The organism is Cyclobacterium jeungdonense, from assembly GCF_010994275.1.
GTDB lineage: Bacteria > Bacteroidota > Bacteroidia > Cytophagales > Cyclobacteriaceae > Cyclobacterium > Cyclobacterium jeungdonense.
In genome coordinates, this window is record NZ_WMCD01000017.1 from 48,218 (window position 1) to 68,448 (window position 20,231).

22 protein-coding genes and 1 pseudogene are annotated in these 20,231 nt (G+C 44.2%); 12 read left to right on the forward strand and 11 right to left on the reverse strand.

Going from position 1 to position 20,231, the window contains the following annotated elements; all coding sequences use genetic code 11:
* Positions 1–23: 23 nt before the first annotated feature.
* Together GKS34_RS22370 and GKS34_RS22375 are read right to left on the reverse strand one after the other, a co-directional pair.
* Complete coding sequence (locus GKS34_RS22370) at positions 24–305, reverse strand: TIGR03643 family protein (protein ID WP_163387228.1); 282 nt, start codon at positions 303–305, stop codon at positions 24–26.
* 238 nt (positions 306–543) lie between these two features.
* Positions 544–1,662, reverse strand: a complete 1,119-nt coding sequence (locus tag GKS34_RS22375) for a DegT/DnrJ/EryC1/StrS family aminotransferase (RefSeq protein WP_163387230.1) — start codon at positions 1,660–1,662, stop codon at positions 544–546.
* 164 nt (positions 1,663–1,826) lie between these two features.
* On the opposite strand from GKS34_RS22375, the gene GKS34_RS22380 reads away from it, so the two are divergent.
* A complete protein-coding gene (locus GKS34_RS22380) occupies positions 1,827–2,672 on the forward strand; it encodes an alpha/beta hydrolase (protein WP_163387232.1) in 846 nt (281 codons plus the stop codon).
* A 108-nt stretch (positions 2,673–2,780) separates the two neighbouring features.
* On the opposite strand, the gene GKS34_RS22385 is transcribed toward GKS34_RS22380, so the two are convergent.
* Positions 2,781–3,767: a hypothetical protein gene (locus GKS34_RS22385; protein WP_163387234.1), complete on the reverse strand. Its 987-nt coding sequence runs from the start codon at positions 3,765–3,767 to the stop codon at positions 2,781–2,783.
* 216 nt (positions 3,768–3,983) lie between these two features.
* On the opposite strand from GKS34_RS22385, the gene GKS34_RS22390 reads away from it, so the two are divergent.
* Genes GKS34_RS22390 through GKS34_RS22400 form a run of 3 tightly spaced genes read left to right on the forward strand, consistent with a single transcriptional unit; the run spans position 3,984 to position 5,912 of the window.
* A complete protein-coding gene (locus GKS34_RS22390) occupies positions 3,984–4,475 on the forward strand; it encodes a QcrA and Rieske domain-containing protein (RefSeq protein WP_163387235.1) in 492 nt (163 codons plus the stop codon).
* Positions 4,472–5,023 carry a YceI family protein gene (locus tag GKS34_RS22395; protein WP_163387237.1) on the forward strand — a complete coding sequence of 184 codons (552 nt, stop codon included), beginning with the start codon at positions 4,472–4,474 and terminating at the stop codon, positions 5,021–5,023. Before GKS34_RS22390 ends, GKS34_RS22395 begins: the two co-directional genes overlap by 4 nt.
* Position 5,024: 1 nt before the next feature.
* A complete protein-coding gene (locus GKS34_RS22400) occupies positions 5,025–5,912 on the forward strand; it encodes a DUF5777 family beta-barrel protein (protein WP_240459424.1) in 888 nt (295 codons plus the stop codon).
* A 49-nt stretch (positions 5,913–5,961) separates the two neighbouring features.
* Here GKS34_RS22400 and GKS34_RS22405 read toward each other — a convergent pair whose 3' ends face one another.
* The 5 genes from GKS34_RS22405 to GKS34_RS22425 form a co-directional block, all read right to left on the reverse strand.
* Positions 5,962–6,918, reverse strand: a complete 957-nt coding sequence (locus tag GKS34_RS22405) for a sodium-dependent bicarbonate transport family permease (protein ID WP_163387239.1) — start codon at positions 6,916–6,918, stop codon at positions 5,962–5,964.
* 32 nt (positions 6,919–6,950) lie between these two features.
* Positions 6,951–7,466, reverse strand: a complete 516-nt coding sequence (locus GKS34_RS22410; protein WP_163387241.1) for a hypothetical protein — start codon at positions 7,464–7,466, stop codon at positions 6,951–6,953.
* A 140-nt stretch (positions 7,467–7,606) separates the two neighbouring features.
* Positions 7,607–8,530, reverse strand: coding sequence for a LysR family transcriptional regulator (locus GKS34_RS22415; RefSeq protein WP_163387243.1), 924 nt, complete (start codon positions 8,528–8,530; stop codon positions 7,607–7,609).
* Between the two features lie 166 nt (positions 8,531–8,696).
* Positions 8,697–9,314: an NADPH-dependent F420 reductase gene (locus GKS34_RS22420; protein WP_240459425.1), complete on the reverse strand. Its 618-nt coding sequence runs from the start codon at positions 9,312–9,314 to the stop codon at positions 8,697–8,699.
* A gap of 216 nt (positions 9,315–9,530) precedes the next feature.
* A complete protein-coding gene (locus GKS34_RS22425; protein ID WP_240459426.1) occupies positions 9,531–10,874 on the reverse strand; it encodes an MFS transporter in 1,344 nt (447 codons plus the stop codon).
* Between the two features lie 162 nt (positions 10,875–11,036).
* Between GKS34_RS22425 and GKS34_RS22430 the strand changes: the two genes are divergently transcribed.
* Positions 11,037–11,708: a ferredoxin reductase domain-containing protein gene (locus GKS34_RS22430; RefSeq protein ID WP_163387244.1), complete on the forward strand. Its 672-nt coding sequence runs from the start codon at positions 11,037–11,039 to the stop codon at positions 11,706–11,708.
* A 697-nt stretch (positions 11,709–12,405) separates the two neighbouring features.
* On the opposite strand, the gene GKS34_RS22435 is transcribed toward GKS34_RS22430, so the two are convergent.
* Positions 12,406–12,798, reverse strand: a complete 393-nt coding sequence (locus tag GKS34_RS22435; RefSeq protein ID WP_163387246.1) for a DUF302 domain-containing protein — start codon at positions 12,796–12,798, stop codon at positions 12,406–12,408.
* Between the two features lie 121 nt (positions 12,799–12,919).
* Entirely contained in the window at positions 12,920–13,564 is a 645-nt protein-coding gene (gene trhA / locus GKS34_RS22440; protein ID WP_163387248.1) for a PAQR family membrane homeostasis protein TrhA, read from the reverse strand.
* 358 nt (positions 13,565–13,922) lie between these two features.
* Here trhA and rimO point away from each other — a divergent pair, with 358 nt between their 5' ends.
* Both rimO and GKS34_RS22450 read left to right on the forward strand, forming a co-directional pair.
* Positions 13,923–15,248 (forward strand): 30S ribosomal protein S12 methylthiotransferase RimO, encoded by a 1,326-nt coding sequence (rimO, locus tag GKS34_RS22445; RefSeq protein ID WP_163387249.1) that lies wholly within the window; start codon positions 13,923–13,925, stop codon positions 15,246–15,248.
* 25 nt (positions 15,249–15,273) lie between these two features.
* Complete coding sequence (locus GKS34_RS22450; protein ID WP_163387250.1) at positions 15,274–16,437, forward strand: hypothetical protein; 1,164 nt, start codon at positions 15,274–15,276, stop codon at positions 16,435–16,437.
* 384 nt (positions 16,438–16,821) lie between these two features.
* Here the strand turns inward: GKS34_RS22450 and GKS34_RS23805 are convergent, their stop codons facing one another.
* A complete protein-coding gene (locus GKS34_RS23805) occupies positions 16,822–16,968 on the reverse strand; it encodes a T9SS type A sorting domain-containing protein (RefSeq protein WP_369074271.1) in 147 nt (48 codons plus the stop codon).
* Between the two features lie 117 nt (positions 16,969–17,085).
* Between GKS34_RS23805 and blaOXA the strand changes: the two genes are divergently transcribed.
* From blaOXA to GKS34_RS22480, 5 genes and pseudogenes are all read left to right on the forward strand, one after another.
* On the forward strand, positions 17,086–17,904 hold the full coding sequence (gene blaOXA, locus GKS34_RS22460; protein WP_163387252.1) for a class D beta-lactamase: 819 nt from the start codon (positions 17,086–17,088) through the stop codon (positions 17,902–17,904).
* Positions 17,905–18,018: 114 nt separating this feature from the next.
* Positions 18,019–18,180 (forward strand): annotated as a pseudogene (locus GKS34_RS22465) (tyrosine-type recombinase/integrase); the annotation flags it as partial.
* A 174-nt stretch (positions 18,181–18,354) separates the two neighbouring features.
* Positions 18,355–18,834 (forward strand): hypothetical protein, encoded by a 480-nt coding sequence (locus GKS34_RS22470; RefSeq protein ID WP_163387253.1) that lies wholly within the window; start codon positions 18,355–18,357, stop codon positions 18,832–18,834.
* Positions 18,835–19,023: 189 nt separating this feature from the next.
* Positions 19,024–19,317 (forward strand): type II toxin-antitoxin system HigB family toxin, encoded by a 294-nt coding sequence (locus GKS34_RS22475; protein ID WP_163387266.1) that lies wholly within the window; start codon positions 19,024–19,026, stop codon positions 19,315–19,317.
* Between the two features lies 1 nt (position 19,318).
* On the forward strand, positions 19,319–19,675 hold the full coding sequence (locus GKS34_RS22480) for a helix-turn-helix domain-containing protein (RefSeq protein WP_163387267.1): 357 nt from the start codon (positions 19,319–19,321) through the stop codon (positions 19,673–19,675).
* Positions 19,676–20,231: the final 556 nt, after the last annotated feature.

Below are 20,231 nucleotides of genomic sequence, written 5' to 3' on the forward strand. Positions count from 1 at the left end.
CAAACACCTCCAGCGACCGGGATTTAGGTGATCTGATTATTGCTGATGCTTTTCTGGCGGGTTGATTTAAATCGGACGCTTCCTTTTGACTGATTACGCTTTTGGTGCTTGGTAGATCTGTTTTGCACCCGTTTTCTCCACATTTGGAAGGAGCTTTCCTTTAATTCCCGGCGCATGAGTTTGATTACGTCTTTTTCCGGGAGCTCAAATTGCCGGTAAATGGCATCGAAAGGGGTCCGGTCTTCCCAGGCCATTTCGATCACTCGGTCTGTATCCTCTGGGGAAAGGTTAGCGTGATGGTTCATGCCCTGTAAACTTTTTTTTCCTAGTATGGTTTTCGGGATATGGAAAATCTCACCGATTGAGCGACAAGTACCGGGTTTTACCCTGGGAGAGACCTATCCATTTCCGATCGTGGATCCTGAAAAGGCAGCAAGATTGGCGAGAGAAAAGATTTGGAAGGCGCAATCCCTGCCGGCTGTAAGAAAAGAGGCCAAACGAATCTTAACCAGGCTTACACCGGCCGTGCGGTGGAGGTGTGGCTTACCATCCGTTGACGGTGTCGATTATATACCGGATATTTTTATCGGACAGGGTCGGGTAAAGCGGTAGGCTGAGGGTTTCCCGGTGGATTTTTTCTGTCACAGGTAAGGATCGATGCCTCATGCTATTTCTGAAAGCAGGCTGGCGGTGAGGTGGGGTTGCATAATGAATGGCCGTTTCAATACCCTTCCGGTCCAGGTAAGAAACCAAGTGCTGTCTTTTTTTGGTCAATATTGTAAAAAGATGCCAGGTATGGTGAAAAGCCAGGTTTTCGGGTTTAGGAAGAAGTATGTCGGGATGACTAATGTTTCTCAAATAGGTATTTGCCAATGCCATCCTTCGGTTATTATCCTGATCCAGGTGGGGTAATTTAACCCGGAGTGCAGCCGCCTGAATTTCAGCCATTCTGTAATTGGTTCCGGCATAGGTATAGCAATGGCTTCCCGTCCTTCCATAATGCGCCAGGGCTCGGATGATTGTAGCCAGTTCCTGATCATCCGTGGTAACGGCTCCTGCATCTCCCAGGGCGCCGAGATTTTTCGTAGGGAAAAAACTGTGGGCAGCCGCACCGCCCAAACTGCCCGTTTTTCTGCCTTCGAACTGGCTTCCGACAGCCTGGGCATTATCCTCAATCAATAACATTCCTTTGGAATCTAAAAGCGCGGCAATATCTCTGGAATAAGCGGTTCTACCGTAGAGATGGACCATTACCAACCCTTTGGTTTTTGGTGTGATTTTTTTCTCCAGGGCGTCGGCTGTCGGCAGGAACGAAGGTATTTCCGGATCTATTGGAACTGGCACGAGGCCTTGACTGACAATGGCCAAAAAGGTGGCAATAAAGGTGTTTGCGGGAACCAGTATTTCATCATTTTTTTGAATGCGCCCCATTTCCAGGTAAGCCCTGAGAATCAATTCCAGTGCATTGGTTCCATTGCTCACACCGATGGTATGACCGATCCCGGTAAAAGCACAAAATTCTTTTTCAAATTCCCGGATTTGTTCCCCCACCACGTACTGACCGCTTTGGATGACTTCCAGGATGCGTTGGCTTAACAAAGGTTCAAAACGATCATTAAGTGCCTGTAGATCCTGAAATTTAATACGGTTTGTGGGTGTCATTCGCAAGGTTTTTTCAATCGATCTGTTACATTTGGTACGCTAACCATAGAAAGGCAAAGGATCAGGGAGCGCACACCTGTTTCGCTTAAAAATGAAATTCACTCCTTATCTTACCAGTAAGTGGCCGGACCATTTTTGTTAAAGTTAACTAATAATCAGAAATCATGATAAAGTATCTTTCGGTTATAATGCTCGTACTGGCAGCTTCTTGTTCCTTTAAAGGGATTACCGTTTCTGAAAACATAACCTACATGGAGGAAGGTTTTTTGGGAGAATTGCCCGAAAAGCAGCTCAATGTATTTGCCCCCAAAAATGCCAATAGCCCTCTTCCTGTTCTGGTGTTTATCCATGGCGGTAGCTGGCGATCAGGCAGCAAAGAGCGTTATGGATTTTTTGGCAGACGGATGGCCAGAAGGGATATTGTGACTGTCATCATTGACTACCCATTAAGCCCCCAATATCAGATTCAGGCCATGGCACTCGCGACAGCCAAATCCCTGGATTGGGTGGCCAGCAATATCGAGGGTTATGGAGGGGATCCGGAAAGGATCGTGGTTTCGGGCCATTCGGCCGGAGGTCATTTGGCAGCTTTGGTGGCTATTAGGGACACTTATTTTGACAGCTTGGAAATGGAAAGTCCTGTGACAGGTGCTGCATTGATAGATGCTGCGGGATTGGATATGTACCATTTCCTGGTAAATCAGAATTACGAGCCCGGAACCTCCCATCTGAAGACGTTTACAAATGATCCCAATGTCTGGAAAGAGACATCGCCAATTTATTACCTGCACGGGGACATGCCTCCCATGCTCATAATGATAGGTGGAAAAACCTATCCCAGTATTTTGGAGGGTACCGCTCGGTTTATGGATGCTTACAAGGACTTTGTGCCAAAACCGGATTATAAAGTTCAAAGGAACAAAAGGCATATCCCCATGATGGTGCAGTTTTTATATACTCCCGGAAGGGCATTTCGCTGGGTGAGGGATTTTGTGAAAGAGATCGACTAAACTTCATCAAGCTCAAAGTATAGATCAGTCCTAAAAACGGTTGGTACAGCGACGGTTTGAAGAAGGAGAACGGAAATTAAAAACGATTGGTAAGGTAATCATGCCTGCTTATTGGCAGTTTGCAGGAGAATGGGACTGCGAAAATACATCTACCCTGGTTTCTGCATCTACCTGATAAGGAGCCGCCAGTAGTTCCAGGTAGCCATCAGCCCTCACCACCAAACCGGCGGCAGCCTTAAAATCAACCGGTTTTCCGGGGTAAAAAAACTTGCTGGATAATTTGCGAATTCGGGCAGGTGAATTTTCTAAAATCAGTTGATACAGGTCAGCAACCTGTTTTTCACCGTTGATTTTGGTCGTTCCTACCAGATACAGCTTGTCTTTCTGGTCGGTAAACAAGTTGATGTTTTGATAGGAATGCCAATCCGGATCTGACCAGGAGCTGCGGAGTTCAGTACCCGTGTCAATACTGATTTCCAGCGTAAAATCACCAGTTCTCCGGTAAAAATCAGCTTCCGGACAGGAGTAGATATCCAGATTTTTACTGTCCCAATTGGCCACCAGCAGCCAGATTTTTTGCCGGTAGGCGGTTAGCCCAACGGCCCCTGCGGTTACTCGTTCGTACTCACCCGTTCGTTTCACGCTATAAACAGGGTTAGACCAGGGTTTTCGGGTATTCAGATCGTAAATTTGTACAACCGATACGTTTCGTTTTTGATTGTCCTCGATTCCTACGGCCAGATAATGATCAAAAATCTGAAATCCTCCGGCATGCCGGAAAGGCGAACCCATCAGGGTATCAATGGCCATCGTTTGTTCGCTGCTGAGGTCTGCCAAAACCATGTAACTCACCAATTCAGCACTACCACTCATAAAAAGCGTTGATTTGCCATGGCGCTGTATGCCCTGGAGATGCCCCCCTTCTGCCTCATATTCAAGGTGGTTTTTTAGGATAAAAGTACAGGAAGGGTTACTACTTAATCCTTCAAAAGCCTGCTCAAAATCAGGTAGGACAGGCGATGGACTGGGTTGTGCCAGGGCGCAAAAATCAAGAGCACAAAGGAACATTAGTAAAATAGCAGGAATACATTTCATGGGTTAATAGTCTTTGGATGCATCAAAGTAAGCGGTACCGGGGACATTTGCAATGAAACCTGATGCACGGCGTGAAGAAATACCTTCAGTATACCACGAAATAGAAAGGCAAGTAACAAACGTTTCTTTTTTTTTGCCAATCAATGAATCCGTTCACACAGTCCAGCTCGTAAATGCCCCTAAAACATAGAAAGCGAAGCAAAAAAAAAATTGATTATGGAAAAGAGACCAATAGTGAAACAAGGGAAATTGGAAATAAACCGAAGGGATTTTCTGCAGAAAACAGGCCTGCTATCGGGCATGGCCGTTTTAGGAATCGGATTTTTCACGGGATGTACGGAAGAGGAAGACATGCTCCCTGACAATAATGGGGATCAAGATGGCAATGGAATTCAAATTGGCCAGCAGGAGGTAACCATTGATTTGGCACGAAACGAAACCCTGGCCGCATCAGGAGGATGGATGTTAATTCGGGAAGCACGGCTGCTGGTAGTGAACATGGAGGGGCAGTTCAGCGCGTTGACCTCCGTGTGTACGCATTCCCAATGTGACAGGAACTGGACATTTGGGGATCGGATTTTTACCTGCACCTGCCATGGATCCCGATTTGATGCTACGGGACAAGTGGTAAACGGTCCAGCTACCCGACCCCTGACCACCTATCCCATAAGCCGGGAGGAAGATCATCTAAAAATCTCTTTATCATGAGTTGGAAGCGTTTATGGTTACTCCCCGTGGTCTACCTGCTACTGGTGGAGGAGGCTTTGGCTCAGGAGTATAAGACGGAAACCGGGGAAGTGGTTTTTTTATCTTCCGCATCCCTGAATGAATTTACCGGCGAATCCGGAAAGCTCAATGGCCTTCTGGATCTTGCTAGCAAAACGTTTGATTTCTACATAGACCTTAATACCCTTGAGACAGGCATTGGGTTGCGGGACCGCCACATGCGTGAAAATTACCTGGAGACAAACAAATATCCTTTTGCGGAATTTTCAGGCAAGCTCGAAAAATCAGGTCCACTTAAGTTAAACCAAGCAGTGATGGTAAAGGCTGTGGGAACCTTTAAAATACACGGTCAGGAAAAGGATAGGATCATATCCGGAAAGCTAACTAAAATTTCAGCATCAGAAGTACTTCTGGAGGCCGATTTCCAGGTAAAATTGGGTGATTTTGACATAGCCATACCCCAACTGATGTTTTACGAATTGTCTGAAATTCAACAAGTCACCATCAAAGCCGCCTTAAAAAACGAATGAAATGAACACGATAACAAAATACGACAGGCTCCTGACTGCTGTTGGAACCTTGCTTTTATTTTTAATTCACGGAGTCTCCTTTGCACAGTTGGAAAGGAAATTGGCAACGGAAGATCGGAAAACGGATCTCGTGTTTCACGCTCCCCGCCACATAAACCTACTTACGGTGGAGGCGTTGGATAAAAGTACGCTTCACTTTGCCATCATGCATACTTTTGGTCCGGTAAATGGAGGGTTCCGAAACCTTTATGGGTTGGACAACGGGGCAAACATTCAATTTAGCTTTGAGTATGCGCTTAAGGACAAGTTTTCTCTGGGAGTTTCCCGCTCCGGAAGGGATAAATTTTACAACCTGTATGGAAGGTACCACTTGCTGGAGCAAACTGAAAGTGAAACAATGCCTTTTTCCCTTTCCCTAATGGCCGCAGCTGGTGTAAACACGTCGGATTATGCCTACCTGCAGGAAAACGCCCCTGATTTTGCACAAAGGAGTAGTTTTGCTGCGCAAGTAATGCTGGCAAGAAAGATCACCAAAAAACTCAGTTTTCAATTGAGTCCTCTATTGGCCTATTTTAACAGTCCGCTACCGGCCTATTCCATAGAGGGAGATCAGCAGCTTTATTTGGCTTTGGGGTTCTCCGGTAACTATAAAGTGACCGCCATGTCCTCCCTGACCTTGCAATGGATACCCAATTTAAATAATGGATTGCGTAATAATGTAGGGGTTGGTATCGATGTGGAAGCGGGAGGACATGTCTTTCAAATGTATTTTGTCACCTCCCCGGCACTGAACGAACAATACCTGTTGGCAGGAGGAAACGGTGTTCCCGGAGAAGAATTCCGATTGGGATTTAATGTAAACCGCATCTTTGCTACCGGAGGAAATTAATCCGGAATTTTGCTCAAGGATTTGAATTTTGCAAAGGGTCATTCGGTGTTTATTGGATAATCATAAAATAAATGGGAAAGCCAATGGTAATATTTATCGGAAATGTAACAGCAAGTGCCATGGGCAAAAAGATGCCCGGATTCGCTTTAGGAACGGCCATTTTCATTGCGGCAGGCACTGCTATATAGGAGGCCGATGCAGCCAGGATAGCCAACATAAACCGATCGCCTGGTTCAGGACTTACCCATTCGCTGAGAAAAGCTACCAGCGAACCATTTAGAATTGGAATGATCACAGCAAAGGCACTCGTAAACCATCCCGATTGAAGAAAGTCCTTGAGTTTTTTGCCACTGGTAATTCCCATATCCAGCAAAAAGATCGCCAGGAAACCTTTGAAAATATCGGTGGTGAAGGGTTTAATGCCTTCTGCTTCCTGTTCATTGGCGAGAAAACCTATAAGCAAACTTCCTAAAATCAGAAAAACGCTGCCGTTGGTGATGGAATGTTTTAGTAAATTCCCCAGGCTGGCTTGTTTTCCATGACCGTTTCCAAACCACCTGATCAGCAAAACGCCCAGAATAATAGCCGGCGCTTCCATCAGGGCCATTATGGCTACCATGTGTCCGCTGAAATCAAGGCTTTGCATTTTCAGAAAACTAGCTGCGGTAACAAAGGTAACTGCGCTGACGGATCCATAGGCCGCTGCTATGGCGCCCGCATTTTCTACCCCCATTCGCTTTTTAAGAACAAAAAACGTGTATAGAGGTATGATACAGGCCGTAGCCATTCCAAAAAGGATGGCCCATAAAATTTTCATCTCAAATTGGCTATGCGCCAGTTCCTGACCTCCCTTAAAGCCAATAGCGAATAAAAGGTAAAGGGATATAAATTTGGATGAGTTTTCCGGTATTTTTAAATCACTTTTGAGCCTGACAGCAAGGATCCCAAGAAAAAAAAACAATAAGGCAGGGTTGGTCAGGCTTTGCAGAAGCAATTGCACGTTCATAGTTTCGAAGTAAGGTGGTGGTGGATCTAAATTTAGACAGCGGAGTAAACGGCGTTGTCGCTTGCAGGTACAGCCGGGTTGATAAATTGCGCGTGATCAATTAAGGGATCGACTAAGAGTCCGTTGATTTTTATGCCCTCTTCTCGTATTAGCCCCTGTAATAGGGAATGATGGGCTATTTGATGGCTAAGGCTGTCGATATGAATCAAAGCCAACTGCCTCACTTTTTCTTTTTCTGAATCGAAGCGATTGATCTGGTAGTAGTGGTCAATGTAGAGATCAAACAACTGCTTTTCCGAAAATGAGGTCGAGGTTTTCGAGTGATTGATCACTTTTCTTTTCAGGGGGCAATTCAGGTCGTGAACGATGGTAATCTGGTCTACAGGATCACACACGAAAAAATCCACTAACTTTTCGATGAACGGCAGTTCATCGAATCGGAATACCGACCCCAATGCGGTGAGGAAATAATGATGGGTTCCGTATTTTCTTTGGATAAAGTATTCGGAAAAACCGAGTGGACAAACTAAATAAAGGTTGTTTTGCATGAGACAGCTGATTTTGTTTCCTGCAAACCTAAAAACGAATAGTTATTAATAAAAATTTATATTTATTATAAAAAACATAAAAATAATTTATAATTATCGTAAAGTTTTGAAAAAAAGTAACTTACGGGAATGGGGACAGCTCAATATTTGATGTACCAATCAAAATTCTTTTGGATCAGGGTAGCTGCTTCCTTTTTAATATGCGAAATGAACGCCTGAGCGACCGGGCTGTGTTTTTTTCCTTTAACCCATACCAATTGCCACATGGTGGCCATGGGCAAACCTGAGACAGAAAATATTTTGATGTCTCCATTATTGAGCTCGTTTTTCAGTCCGATTAGTGGCATAATAGAAAAGCCCAGGCCAGCGATGACTGCCTGTTTGACCGCTTCATTGGAGGTCAGTTCCAGTTTTTTGGCGATGGCCCAATGATTTTGTTCTACAAAGGACTCCATCATCTGCCGGGTTCCGGAGCCCTTTTCCCGGTAGATCCAGTTTAATTCGTCAAATTGTTCTTCCAGAGAGCGGCTTTCATCAAAAGAAGATCGGGTCTTGCCTACCATGTACAGTTTATTTGGGAGCAGGTCGATGTGTTCCAGGTTCAACTTTTGCGGTAGTATGGAAACCATGGAAAAATCAACTTCATTAGCTTCCAGACTTTCGACCACTCTTTGTTTATTCGTTACGTCCATGAGCAATTCCACACCTGGATTTCTTCTCAAAAATTCAGAAAGGAAGTAAGGCATGACGTATTTGGCGGTGGAGACAATGGTGATTTTTAGTCTCCCTGCCAGTTGCCCTTTGTATTGTAACGATTTTTGATTGATGCCGTTGACCTGATTAATGATCTCGGCGGCAGCTTCAGCGATTTCCTTCCCAAATTCGGTGATGTATATTTTCCTACCCACTACTTCGGTCAGCGGTATATCGAATTGAGCCTGGAAGTTTTTCAATTGAATGGAAACCGCTGGTTGAGTGAGGTGAAGTAGCTCTGCGGCTTTTGTGACGCTTTGGGTTTGTGCTACCTTTAAGAATACCTGTAGTTGATTTAATGTATAATGCATTGCTTATAGATTCCACTCCAAATATAGGTATCTATTTATTTTTTCGGAGCCCCGATGCAAAAAAATGACCACCTCAGGGAATCTATCAGGCAGTAAAGAGCAGAAATTAACAGGAAGTTGTAAAAACGCCTACTAGTGAAAAAACAGAGTAGAATTAATTTTTGGTCTATACTGAAATAAGCTTAAAATGGCACTGGCTGTTTTGCTTTTGTTGGTGGGCGATTTTCATTTTTAGGTGATAAAAGGCCTCCAGCAATTGCGCACTATCGTAGGCTCCGGCATCAATGGCCTTAAAACCGGCCAATTCGATCCATTTTTTCACCTTTGCTTTATTCTCATTGTTTTCCCCACAATAGTAGGTTTCCTGTATTACCCCCAGCGGATCTGAATTCGGATAGTCCATGCCCAGATTGTTAAAGGCTTTGTACAAATTTTTATTACCCAGCTTTTCCTGAATGAGGGAAGTATTTCCAGAGTTTCCTTCTGTATAAGAACTATTCGTGCAATCGATGATGATGGTGTCGGGATTTTTTTCCTGAAGCAAGGAATCACAAATGGAGGGTAAGCATTCATTTTCGCTACATATAAAAACCAGGTCAGCTTTAGCGATTGCCTCAGAATAGGGTAGTACTTTATCAAGGAATTTATTGTAAATTTTCCATTCGATGTCCTTGATCTCAAAATTGTTTTTAACACCAAAAATCACTTCTATCCCCCTGTTCATATACCGGTTACCCAGGCTTCTTGCCAGTTTACTTTCTCCTAAAATTGCGATATTCATCATGTCAAAATCGGTTAATTTCCCTACCAACGCTCACTTTCATTAGCTGAACTGTAGAAGAAATGTAGTGAATTATTTGGGAGATATAAAATAATATAAGGAATTTATTGTATTTATAAAATAAATTACAATAAACAAGGGGTATAAATCAGTTTATGCTACATAAAATTTTACTTGTGTTTTACCTGTTTTCCGAAAATCCAATGAAACGAAGGCTTTTCAATCCTGGACCTCGTCTAATTGGCTTCCCAAAATGGCAGCGACAAGCAATAATGCCGAAAAAATCCAAAGCATGGGCGAAATACCAAAGATACTCGCCAGCGATCCAAGACCCGCGCCTACTAATGTAAAGAGGCCAATAGCTGTATTGGATAAGGATACATAGGAAGGGCGGTCCTTTTCGGGGGCAAAATCTACCAGGTAGGTTTTTCTACTTAACCGGGCACCTCCATGCGCCATGACTTGTATCAGGAAAAGGACGGCAAAGGAATAGCTATTCTGAAACGACTCTGGCCAGAGCGGAAACAAGGCCATAAGCGCGATATTAACCATGCCAAGTAATGCGATGGCAATCATTAGTTTTTTGCTGGATCGATCGGCGAATCTTCCCCAAAAAGGGCTACTGATGACACTGCCAATTCCCGCGGCCAAAACCATAATCCCCAGATTACTTACCTCTTCGCCTATTTCGGATCTTCCGAGAAGCACAAAAAATGGTTGGGCCAGCGGGATGGCCATCAATAAGCCTCGGGTAAAAATAAATTTTCGCAGGTTTTGGTCTTCTTGCCAAAACACCCAGGCCTTTTTAATTTCCTGTACAGGGGTCCTGCCACCGGAGGTCGCGCCGGCTTCTTCATGGATAAGACTGAATAGAAACCCGGATAGTGCCCAAAGGACGGCCCCGGAAAGCACGAGCATAAACAAAAATTCCCGATCGCTATTTTTGAAGAAATCGGCAAGAATCAACACGCCAACCAACAGTGTCAGAATGCCCCCGGAAGTAGCCCGCATGGCTAGCAGTTGCCCTCTTTTTCCTTTTGGAATGGTCTTGGCCGTCACGTCTTTAAAACTAATGCTGGCCACCCCACTGCTAATACTAAACAGGGCCAGGCAGGCGAGCACCAGCCATCCACCCACAATGCCATCCAGGTTCCATACCACAAAAGCCATGGCCAGTAATGCCAATGCCTGAATCCAGGCAGGGATAATCCAAAACCATTTTCTTTTGGGAAAAGAACGGATTTTTGCAGAAACTACTAACTGCGGTAAAAGTGATCCGGCATCCTTGATGGGGACCAGGGCTCCTGAAAAAGCGGCAGGAACACCCATAGCTGCCAAGACCCAGGGAAGGGTAGTGCCAGGACTGACCAGTTGCCCAGCCAACTTAGACAAGGCACCACTGGATACATTTTTGAAAAAATTAGAAGGTGTTTCCCGACAGGCATCCTCGGAAATATTGGCACAAGCCCGTACTTCACCCTCATCTGTGATCCATTCGTATACGCGTTCGCTTATTTTCATCTGTTTATAATTGGCTTTAAGCGGCCATATGGAAGCTCGCATGCTTTATAATCATCCCTCCGTGTGTCGCTTGCGACATGCTCGATTTCATCTTTGATTTGGAAATACACCGGTCACGAAAGTAAAAATTCCCCCCAATATTTCCATTATTGGATTAATGTTTGCGGTATTTTACATAAGTTTTTAACAGAAATAAATGCAATCATGGAAAATTTTAAAGTAAAAATTTTAGATAAAAAACAGGTCACCCACGATACCTTTGCTTTTCAGATGGAGAAACCCAAGGGGTATTCTTTTGTTCCCGGACAGGCTACGGAATTAAGCCTGCTGAAAGAAGGTTGGGCTGAGGAGAAGCGGCCTTTTACCTTTACAAGCCTGCCATCAGACCCTAACCTGGAATTCACCATAAAAACCTACACAGATCACGAGGGAGTGACCAAGCGACTGCGGGAAGCGGTTCCGGGTGACAGTGTGGAGATTGGCGATGCCTGGGGTGCTATTTCCTATAAAGGAGAAGGAGTGTTCATTGCCGGTGGAGCTGGAATCACTCCGTTTATCTCTATCTTCCGAGACCTGCGTCAAAAAAATCAAATTGGTAATAACGAACTGATCTTTGCCAATAGGACCAATGACGATATCATTCTGTTTGAAGAATTGAAATCCATTCTGGGTCATAAATTCCACAATATTATCGAAAAGCAGGCCGATACAGCCTATGACCAGGGTAGGATAGACAAGGCGTATTTAGAGAAGAAAATCACGAATTTTGAAAATCGTCATTTTTACCTTTGTGGGCCTGAAGGTTTTATGGCCGCAGTGGAAAAGGCACTGGGAGAGCTGGGCGTGAAGCCCGATTCACTGGTTTTTGAGAAGTAAGTAGCAGCTATTTAATGAACCGATTTGTTGGTTGGTGGTTACGTAGATAAATCCCTCCCGACTCTGGTCGGGACAGGGGCTTGACCATTCGCCGCGGCGGAGGGATTTTGTACGCGTTCGAATGTTCGGTATCCTACAGCCTTACCTTTTCGCAGCCCGATTACATTACTCCATTTCCGCAGTTGTATACATTGGAAAAGCACGAAAAAATCCCCCTTGCCCCCTTGACAAGGGGGAATTGTGCCGTTTGGGTTTACGGTATTTCAAAATCCTCCCGTACCTTCAGTCCGATTATATTTCCCCATTTCCGCAGTTGTATACATTGGAAAAGCACGAAAAAATCCCCCTTGCCCCTTGATAAGGGGGAATTGTGCCGTTTGGGTTTACGGTATTTCAAAGTCCTCCCGTTCCTTCAGTTCGATTATATTCCCCAATTTCCGCAGCAAATTACATTTTTAGCAAATCCCCCTTTCTCAAAGGGGGCTGGGGGATTTAGGGACGAAAATAGCCCCTTCCTGAAAAAAGCTTACAGATTTAAATTTTATTCATTGTTAGTCCTACCACAAATTTACAGAAAAAAGTAAGCGTATAAATTGTGTGGTACGAAAAAATCCCCCTTACCAAGTGGGCAGGGGGATTTGTGTACGGTTTCAATGCATGGACAAAATCCCAGTTTCAGAAATTCGTCTTATTCCAATCAGGCCAAAGCGGCAATGACTTTTGCCAGCTTTTCTTTTACTTCCCGGGCCAGGGGCTTGATTTCTTCCTTGCCTACCGGGACCATGGCGGCTTCCGGGTCAATGGCCGAAACTTCAAACTTGCCGTTGGGCAGTTGGCGGATACTCACATTGCAAGGCAACATGGCAGTCATGTTGGGGTCAATGCTCAGAACCTTGTCGGCAAACCCAGGGTTGCACGCACCGAGAATCAGCATCGGAGGATATGCTTTATCCAACTTCTTTTTCATCGTGGCCTGAATATCAATTTCTGTCAATACCCCAAAGCCCTCTTCCTTCAGTGCAGCGGTTACTTTTTCTTTTACTATATCTATGGAATCTGCTTCCAGTATTTGATCCATGTGATAACTCATAGTCTACGTTTTTTTTTGGTTGAAATTTAAATTAAAGCTACGCTAATTTCGTACCATTTCCTGTGACCTGGGTCACATGCTACGTATGACGAGATAGTCACTGTACAAGGGGCGCGCCTGATTAGGTGATCATGCCCATAATGGCAATAAAATGCAGCACCGTCCCTGCCAATACAAAAAGGTGCCAGATCGCATGGGCATAGCGCATTTTTTTATTGGTATAAAAAATAACACCGATGGTATAGGCCAATCCTCCCGCTGCAATAAGGATGATGGCGCTTAGTTGGAGTTGGGCAACCAGCGGCCGGATGAAAAAGACGGCCAGCCAGCCCATGCTCAGGTAGAGGATAAGTGAGAGTTTCGAAAATCGATTGGTATAAAAGATTTTAAAAACCAATCCAATCAGGGTAAGTCCCCAGACGATGCCTACATATACCCATCCCGAACTTCCTCCGAGGCCAATTAATAAAAAGGGCGTGTAGGTTCCGGCAATCAAAAAATAGATACTGATGTGATCGAAGGTTCGCAACAAAGATTTGACAGGTCCTTCGGGAAAAGCATGGTAAAGGGTGGAAAAGGTATACATCAGTAAGATGGTGGCCCCGAAAATACTGCAACTGACCACGTGGATCAATGTTCCGTTCAGGACCGAAAAAACGACCAACAGGGCAATGGCCACGATACTGAACAGAATTCCAAAAAGATGGGTTATGCTATTGGCAAATTCCTCTCTCAGATTTTGGTTTATTTCTTCGTGCCCGGGCATGGAGGTCTGAAATTTGGTTTGGTTACAAATATCGCGTAGAAAATTAAGGGTAACCAGCAATTCGCTCGGAATTTATGGGCTGCGAACCGAAGGCGTCTCCAGCAGGGGATCTGACTTAGAAAAGAAAAAGGCACCGATTCTCATCGGGGCCTTTCGTAAAAATGTTGCAAGGAGTAATAAAAAAATGGTCGCTGTATTACTTTTCCAAAAGTAGCGGTAATAAATTTTTAACCGGAAGATGGGCGGTTAAGGATTCATTATAAAAATCATTCTCAATTAATAATATAATAACATCATCCATGACCGACCGGTACCACTGGTTTTATGTCAGGTATATTTTGTACTTTTGCAGGAATTTATGAAAGCAAGAACCTTAAAAAAAGATAAAGTCAATATCATCACCATGGGCTGTTCCAAAAACCTGGTGGACTCTGAAGTGCTGTTGAGCCAACTAAAGGGAAATGGTATTGATGCCCGGCATGAGTCCAATGGTCGGGACAATAACATCGTCATCATCAATACCTGCGGATTTATTGACAATGCCAAGCAAGAGTCTATCAATACGATCCTGGAATACGCCAGGGCGAAGGACGAGGGGCTTGTAGATAAGGTGTACGTAACGGGTTGCCTGTCCCAGCGGTACAAAGATGACCTGGAAGCAGAGATACCCCAGGTAGATGCTTTTTTCGGTACCCGGGAATTGCCGGCTTTGTTGAAGAAGTTTAAAGCCGATTACAAGCAGGAACTGGTAGGGGAGCGGCTGTTGTCGCATGCTTCCCATTATGCCTATATGAAAATTTCCGAGGGTTGTGACCGTCCCTGTTCTTTCTGCGCCATTCCATTGATGCGGGGAGGACATGTGTCCCGGCCTATCGAAGAACTGGTGAAGGAGGCACAGCACAAGGCCGCCAACGGTACGCGGGAGCTGCTGCTGATTGCTCAGGATTCCACCTATTATGGTTTGGACTTGTACAAAAAACGCCGCCTGGCGGATTTGTTGGAAGCACTTTCCGAGGTGGAGGGAATCGAATGGATCCGACTGCATTATGCCTATCCCACGGGATTTCCCCTGGACATACTCGACGTGATGGCAGCGAAAGAAAATATCTGTAATTACCTGGACATCCCCTTGCAGCACGGGTCCACTTCTGTACTAAAAACCATGCGAAGGGGCACCACCCGGGAAAAACAGGAAGCCCTGATCCACCAAATCCGGGAAAGGATACCTGGTATCGCCATCCGAACCACACTGATCACCGGGCATCCCGGAGAAGGAGAGCAGGAATTCGAAGAAATGATGGATTTTGTTCAGCGCATGCGCTTTGAGCGATTGGGTGTATTTACCTATTCCCATGAAGAGGATACCCATGCCCATAGTCTGGAAGATCATGTGCCGGAAGAAGTAAAACAGGAGCGAGCTAATCGATTGATGGAAGTTCAGGAACAAATCTCCTTCGAACTGAACCAACAGAAAATTGGCAAAACCTTTAAAGTGCTGATCGATAAAAAAGAAGGCGGCCACTTTGTGGGCCGGACCGCTTACGATTCGGTGGAGGTGGATAATGAGGTGTTGATAGACGCATCCAGTGGCTATTGTCGCATCGGCGATTTTGTTTCGGCAAAAATAGTGGATGCTACCGAATTTGATCTGTACGCTGAGGTGATCGCACCAAATGCGAACTAAAAAGATTTTTCGATAAAATATACCTATGCAATTAGTAGAAGTCAGCACAAAAGCCCATCAAAAGGAATTTATAGAAATGGCGGTGAGGCTGTACCGGGAGGAGAAAAACTGGATTCGACCTCTGGATAAGGACATTGAAGACCTGTTTCATCCGGAAACGAATAAATTGTATAAAAGCGGCGGTAAGGCCATCCGTTGGCTATTGCTAGATGATCAGGGACAAACCATTGGCCGCAATGCCGCCTTTATCAATCCCAAGTGGAAAGAAAAACAGCCCACCGGAGGCATGGGTTTTTTTGAGTGTATTCAAGATAAAGAGGCTGCTTTTTTGCTTTTTGATGCGGCCAGGGATTGGTTGCAAGCGCAGGGGATGGAGGCCATGGACGGGCCGGTTAATTTTGGGGAGCGGGATAAATGGTGGGGCCTGCTGGTAGATGGGTTTTCGCCGCCCAACTACAACATGTATTGGAATTTCGGCTACTACCAGTCGTTTTTTGAAGAGTATGGCTTTCAGGTGTACTTTCGCCAATTTACCTATATGAGGGCGGTCAGGGGGGTGACTCTGGATCCTAAAATGGAAGAGCGGGCGAAAAATATCCTCCTTGATAAGGATTTTCAATTCCGGTACCTGAAAGGCAAGGAGTTGTGGGAGAAGTTCCCGGAATATTTCATGAAAGTCTACAATAAGGCCTGGGCCAGGCATATGGGCAAAACCATTTCTGAGAGAGAGGCCCGCCTGATGCTGACCAAAATGAAGCCTGTGATTGACCCTTACCTGGTTTATTTCGGCTTTTACAAGGGAGAGCCGGTCTCATTTTTCATCAATATACCAGAGATAAACCAATTGTTTAAGTATGTTAATGGCAAGCTGGACCTGATGGGTAAGTTAAAATTTATCTGGAACAAGACCTTCAATCCCCCCAATAAAATGTTGGGTCTGGTATTTGGTGTAGTGCCTGAATTTCAGGGAAAAGGGGTGGAGAGTGCCATGATAACGGAATACCGGGACAACATCGCCGAAAAAAAGCTCTCCTACAAAACCATTGAAATGAACTGGATAGGAGACTTTAATCCCAAAATGATGCGAGTTTGTGAGCAGCTGAATGCTTCTATCTACAAGACCCACCATACCTACCGCTACCTGTTTGACCGGGAGAAACCTTTTGAACGGCATCCTATTTTTAAATAAAGAAATCGGGATGACGATGTGGCTTTTTAATACATTGGCCTACAGGTATTTAACAAAAACGTTATCGTTAGGCTTTAAATGGACTTTTTACAGTGGAAACAGTGGGAATCCTGAGTAAAACCTGACTGCCAAACCATAGCACCACAAAAAAAGGTTCGCAGTGATGATATAGCCGGTTTTAAAATCGTTCTAGAATCAAACATTGTTAATGTAAAACATAAAAAACAATTGTCATGTTTGATATAATGTATGCCCGGTTAAAATACTAGATTGAAAGTTTTTAATGGCCGGTTGAATCGCTTTTGTCTGGGACTTCTTCCAGGAGCCTCAAAGAAAAAATCCGCAAGGCGGAATAATTCAATGGTATCATTTTAACTTTTAAACTTATTTTTTGATAAATTTTTGCTTTTTCTGATAATTGCCGTTGTCAAGGTGGAGGATGTACGAACCATTTTTCAAATGGGACAGATCCATTTCGTAGGAGCTGACTTTCTCCGGTACCTGACCTGCGGGTGAAATGAATGCGGAAATTTAGTCAGGAAAAGTTTCATTTGTACCTGCATCCTGAAAATAAATGTTTCTTTTTGTGAAAACCTGCGGGACATTTCAAAATGCCTTTATTTATTGCGGCCATAAAACGGATGGATCATGTTAAGAAAAAAATATCTGACCCTAATGCTCTTGACTTTGGGGCTGTTCATGCAGGTGGAGGCGCAAGAAGAGCTGGACAAGCAAGTCCATCCCGATTTTCAGCAGATAATGGATTCGGCTGGGCTCCATGGCATTTTGCTGGTGGCTGATTTTCAGGGCAGCAGGCTGTATTCCAACGACTTTTCCCCGGCGGAGCAGGGCCAGTTACCCGCCTCTACTTTCAAAATCCCACATTCCCTGATAGCCCTGGATTTGGGCATAGTGGAAGATGCAACAACGGTATTTCCCTGGGAAGGAGAGGAAAGAGCCATGTCCCAATGGGAGCGGGATTTGACGTTCAGACAGGCATTTCACCTGTCCTGTGTGCCCTGTTACCAGGGAATCGCCCGGCAAATAGGGGTGGAGCGGATGAGGGATTACCTGAGCCGACTTGATTACGGGCAGATGGATGTGCGTGCCGACAACCTGGATCAATTCTGGTTGCGGGGGCAGTCCCGGATCAGCCCGATGGAGCAGGTCGGCTTTCTGAGGCGGCTCTATCAGGGAGAACTGAAACTGGCCCCCGAGACCCTGTCTACCTTTCGGGAGATGATGGTGATCGAGGAAAGCGGGGACTACCGGCTAAGTGGAAAGACCGGCTGGTCGGTGGATCAGGGGGTGGACAACGGCTGGTTTGTGGGCTACCTGGAAAAGGGGGGAGCCGTGTATTTTTTTGCCAGCAACCTGGCCCCCGGCCCGGCAGTCAGCGATGCCGATTTTCTTCAGGCCAGAAAAGGGGTGACGATGGAGGCGCTTCAGGTGCTGGGGTTTTTGTAGGGGAAAGGCGCAGCTATGGCCGATTGGTCTCCGGATCGTCCATGGTAATCTGGTACCTGACCAACTGTTGGTTCATGTATTCCTGCCAGGTCACCACGTTGATTTTCTCCTTTTCGGCATAGTTTTGCTACCCATTTATTAGAGGGGGGTACAGATCTGCGGTATATTCAGCAGCTTCTGGGTCACAATTCCAGCAAAACCACGGAGGTATACACCCATGTGAGCAGCAAACACCTGGGTCAGATCGTCTCTCCGGGAGATTTGCTGGATAGCTAAGCGGAATAGAAATGAAAAAGCTAGTTGAATTTTCTTGGATTTTTTCTATCTTTCGAAGGCTGTGTTCGTACGGCCAAAAGGGGACTAACCGCAATGGCTGCGTTTAGCCAGTAGTTGTAGCCAATTTGACATAACCAAAGTAAATATTTACATCTTAACAATTAAAATTTAAAAATGAAAAACAAAATTCACCTTATTGCATTGCTATTGATATGCAGTTTAATTTCATCTTGTGAATCAGATGATTTGAACTATCAAAATGACTTCGAAAATAGCCAAAAAGCCTGGCTCGATTTTAAAGAATCAACTGACAACTCCTACCAATATACTGTGACTTCAGGAACTTGGGCTGGTTCCTCTTGGGAAACCACCATAAGCGTATCTAATGGAGAAATTACTCAAAGACATTTTAAATATACTATTACTGAAGGATTATCAGATGATATTTCAGAAGAAGATTTGGAATGGACCGAAAACGAAAATGGAATTGGCTCTCACGACTTTGGAGTCGCAGCCGAACCTATGTCGTTGGACGAGGTATATAATAAAGCTAAAGAAGATTGGCTGGTTAAAAGGGAAAATACCAAAACATATTTTGATACCGAAAATAACGGATTAATCTCAAGGGCTGGTTATGTGGATAACATTGTATAAAAATAATGCTAAATTAGGTGCTTAATCGAAAATCCGTGCTTATTTGCTGCGTCTGTTTTCCTTCCGAAAATTATCGCTGGCAACCGCCGCACTATTTTTATACGCGACGTTGCCCTTAATAAAAAAAAAGACCGTCAATTGTTCCCGAATTGGTAACCTTTTTTGTAGCTTTGCGTTAAAGAAATTAATGTGAAAATATTTTCGCGTGGAACCTTAAGGGATTTTTGGGAAAAACACGGTGACTGCGAACTTCAATTGAAGGCGTGGTATCGTGAGACCGAAAAATCCAATTGGGCTTCGATAAACGAACTGAGAAGGGATTATCCCAGCGCCAGTATACTAAAGGACAACCGAATTGTGTTCAACATTAAAGGGAATGACTATCGACTGATTGTAAAATTCAATTTTGAATACAAACTTGCATGGATACGCTTCATCGGTACTCACGCTGAATATGATAAGATTAACGCAAACGAAATTTGATATGGACATTTCACCAATTAGAAACGAAAAAGATTATAAAAAGGCACTCGAGAGACTCGAAGTTATTTTTGATGCGAAGCAAGGAACAAAAGAAGGGGACGAACTGGAGATTTTGGCAATTTTAATCGACAACTACGAAAATGAGAATTTCCCTGTCGAAATGCCTGATCCGATTTCTGCCATCAATTTCCGAATGGAACAGATGGGATTGAAACAAAAGGACTTAGTAGAAATGATTGGTTTTAAAAGTCGCGTGAGCGAAATAATGAACAGAAAGCGCAAACTTACTTTGGAGATGATTAGAAAACTAAATACTCAGCTGCGCATCCCGACGGATGTTTTGATTCAGGATTATTGAATAAATAAAAAAACACTAAGGGCAACATACGATTTAAACATTTTTGGACTATCATTTCAAAATGCAGACACGCTATTACCCATTCAAGTTGTAGACTAAAAAGATCAGAAATAAATAAATCTAAGGAACATTTTGCGACATTTGAATATCTGTTTAATTATTCAGAAATAGATACTAAGACTGTTCTTATAAAACTAGACTATAAAAATTTAAATGACCTATTAAAGCTTATCTCCGAATACGCTTATCAAATTTTAAAAATTATAAGCCTACAGGAGGATTTAGAATACAAATTCAACTAGAGATACAGCACACAACAACGGTTCATCGCCAATAAGCGGCACCGTTAGTAAGAAAATTATTAACTTGACCAACAAACCATTAATAAGCCGACAAATCCGCGTCCCTTACTCCGCCAACTGGCGATAACCGAGACCGTTGTAGAGCATTCCTTATATGTAATAGCTCCGATATTATCTGACAGTTGGGTAAATTTAGACCGCGTTTTCTTAAGGGGTATTACTCCCAAAATGATTGTAAGATAAGGGGCTTTTAA

Bases quoted from the DNA above. Each gene is read 5' to 3' on its own strand.
- GKS34_RS22370 (WP_163387228.1), bottom strand. From the start codon at position 305: ATGAACCATCACGCTAACCTTTCCCCAGAGGATACAGACCGAGTGATC.
- GKS34_RS22375 (WP_163387230.1), bottom strand. From the start codon at position 1,662: ATGACACCCACAAACCGTATTAAATTTCAGGATCTACAGGCACTTAAT.
- GKS34_RS22380 (WP_163387232.1), top strand. From the start codon at position 1,827: ATGATAAAGTATCTTTCGGTTATAATGCTCGTACTGGCAGCTTCTTGT.
- GKS34_RS22385 (WP_163387234.1), bottom strand. From the start codon at position 3,767: ATGAAATGTATTCCTGCTATTTTACTAATGTTCCTTTGTGCTCTTGAT.
- GKS34_RS22390 (WP_163387235.1), top strand. From the start codon at position 3,984: ATGGAAAAGAGACCAATAGTGAAACAAGGGAAATTGGAAATAAACCGA.
- GKS34_RS22395 (WP_163387237.1), top strand. From the start codon at position 4,472: ATGAGTTGGAAGCGTTTATGGTTACTCCCCGTGGTCTACCTGCTACTG.
- GKS34_RS22400 (WP_240459424.1), top strand. From the start codon at position 5,025: ATGAACACGATAACAAAATACGACAGGCTCCTGACTGCTGTTGGAACC.
- GKS34_RS22405 (WP_163387239.1), bottom strand. From the start codon at position 6,918: ATGAACGTGCAATTGCTTCTGCAAAGCCTGACCAACCCTGCCTTATTG.
- GKS34_RS22410 (WP_163387241.1), bottom strand. From the start codon at position 7,466: ATGCAAAACAACCTTTATTTAGTTTGTCCACTCGGTTTTTCCGAATAC.
- GKS34_RS22415 (WP_163387243.1), bottom strand. From the start codon at position 8,530: ATGCATTATACATTAAATCAACTACAGGTATTCTTAAAGGTAGCACAA.
- GKS34_RS22420 (WP_240459425.1), bottom strand. From the start codon at position 9,314: ATGATGAATATCGCAATTTTAGGAGAAAGTAAACTGGCAAGAAGCCTG.
- GKS34_RS22425 (WP_240459426.1), bottom strand. From the start codon at position 10,874: ATGCGAGCTTCCATATGGCCGCTTAAAGCCAATTATAAACAGATGAAA.
- GKS34_RS22430 (WP_163387244.1), top strand. From the start codon at position 11,037: ATGGAAAATTTTAAAGTAAAAATTTTAGATAAAAAACAGGTCACCCAC.
- GKS34_RS22435 (WP_163387246.1), bottom strand. From the start codon at position 12,798: ATGAGTTATCACATGGATCAAATACTGGAAGCAGATTCCATAGATATA.
- trhA (WP_163387248.1), bottom strand. From the start codon at position 13,564: ATGCCCGGGCACGAAGAAATAAACCAAAATCTGAGAGAGGAATTTGCC.
- rimO (WP_163387249.1), top strand. From the start codon at position 13,923: ATGAAAGCAAGAACCTTAAAAAAAGATAAAGTCAATATCATCACCATG.
- GKS34_RS22450 (WP_163387250.1), top strand. From the start codon at position 15,274: ATGCAATTAGTAGAAGTCAGCACAAAAGCCCATCAAAAGGAATTTATA.
- blaOXA (WP_163387252.1), top strand. From the start codon at position 17,086: ATGTTAAGAAAAAAATATCTGACCCTAATGCTCTTGACTTTGGGGCTG.
- GKS34_RS22470 (WP_163387253.1), top strand. From the start codon at position 18,355: ATGAAAAACAAAATTCACCTTATTGCATTGCTATTGATATGCAGTTTA.
- GKS34_RS22480 (WP_163387267.1), top strand. From the start codon at position 19,319: ATGGACATTTCACCAATTAGAAACGAAAAAGATTATAAAAAGGCACTC.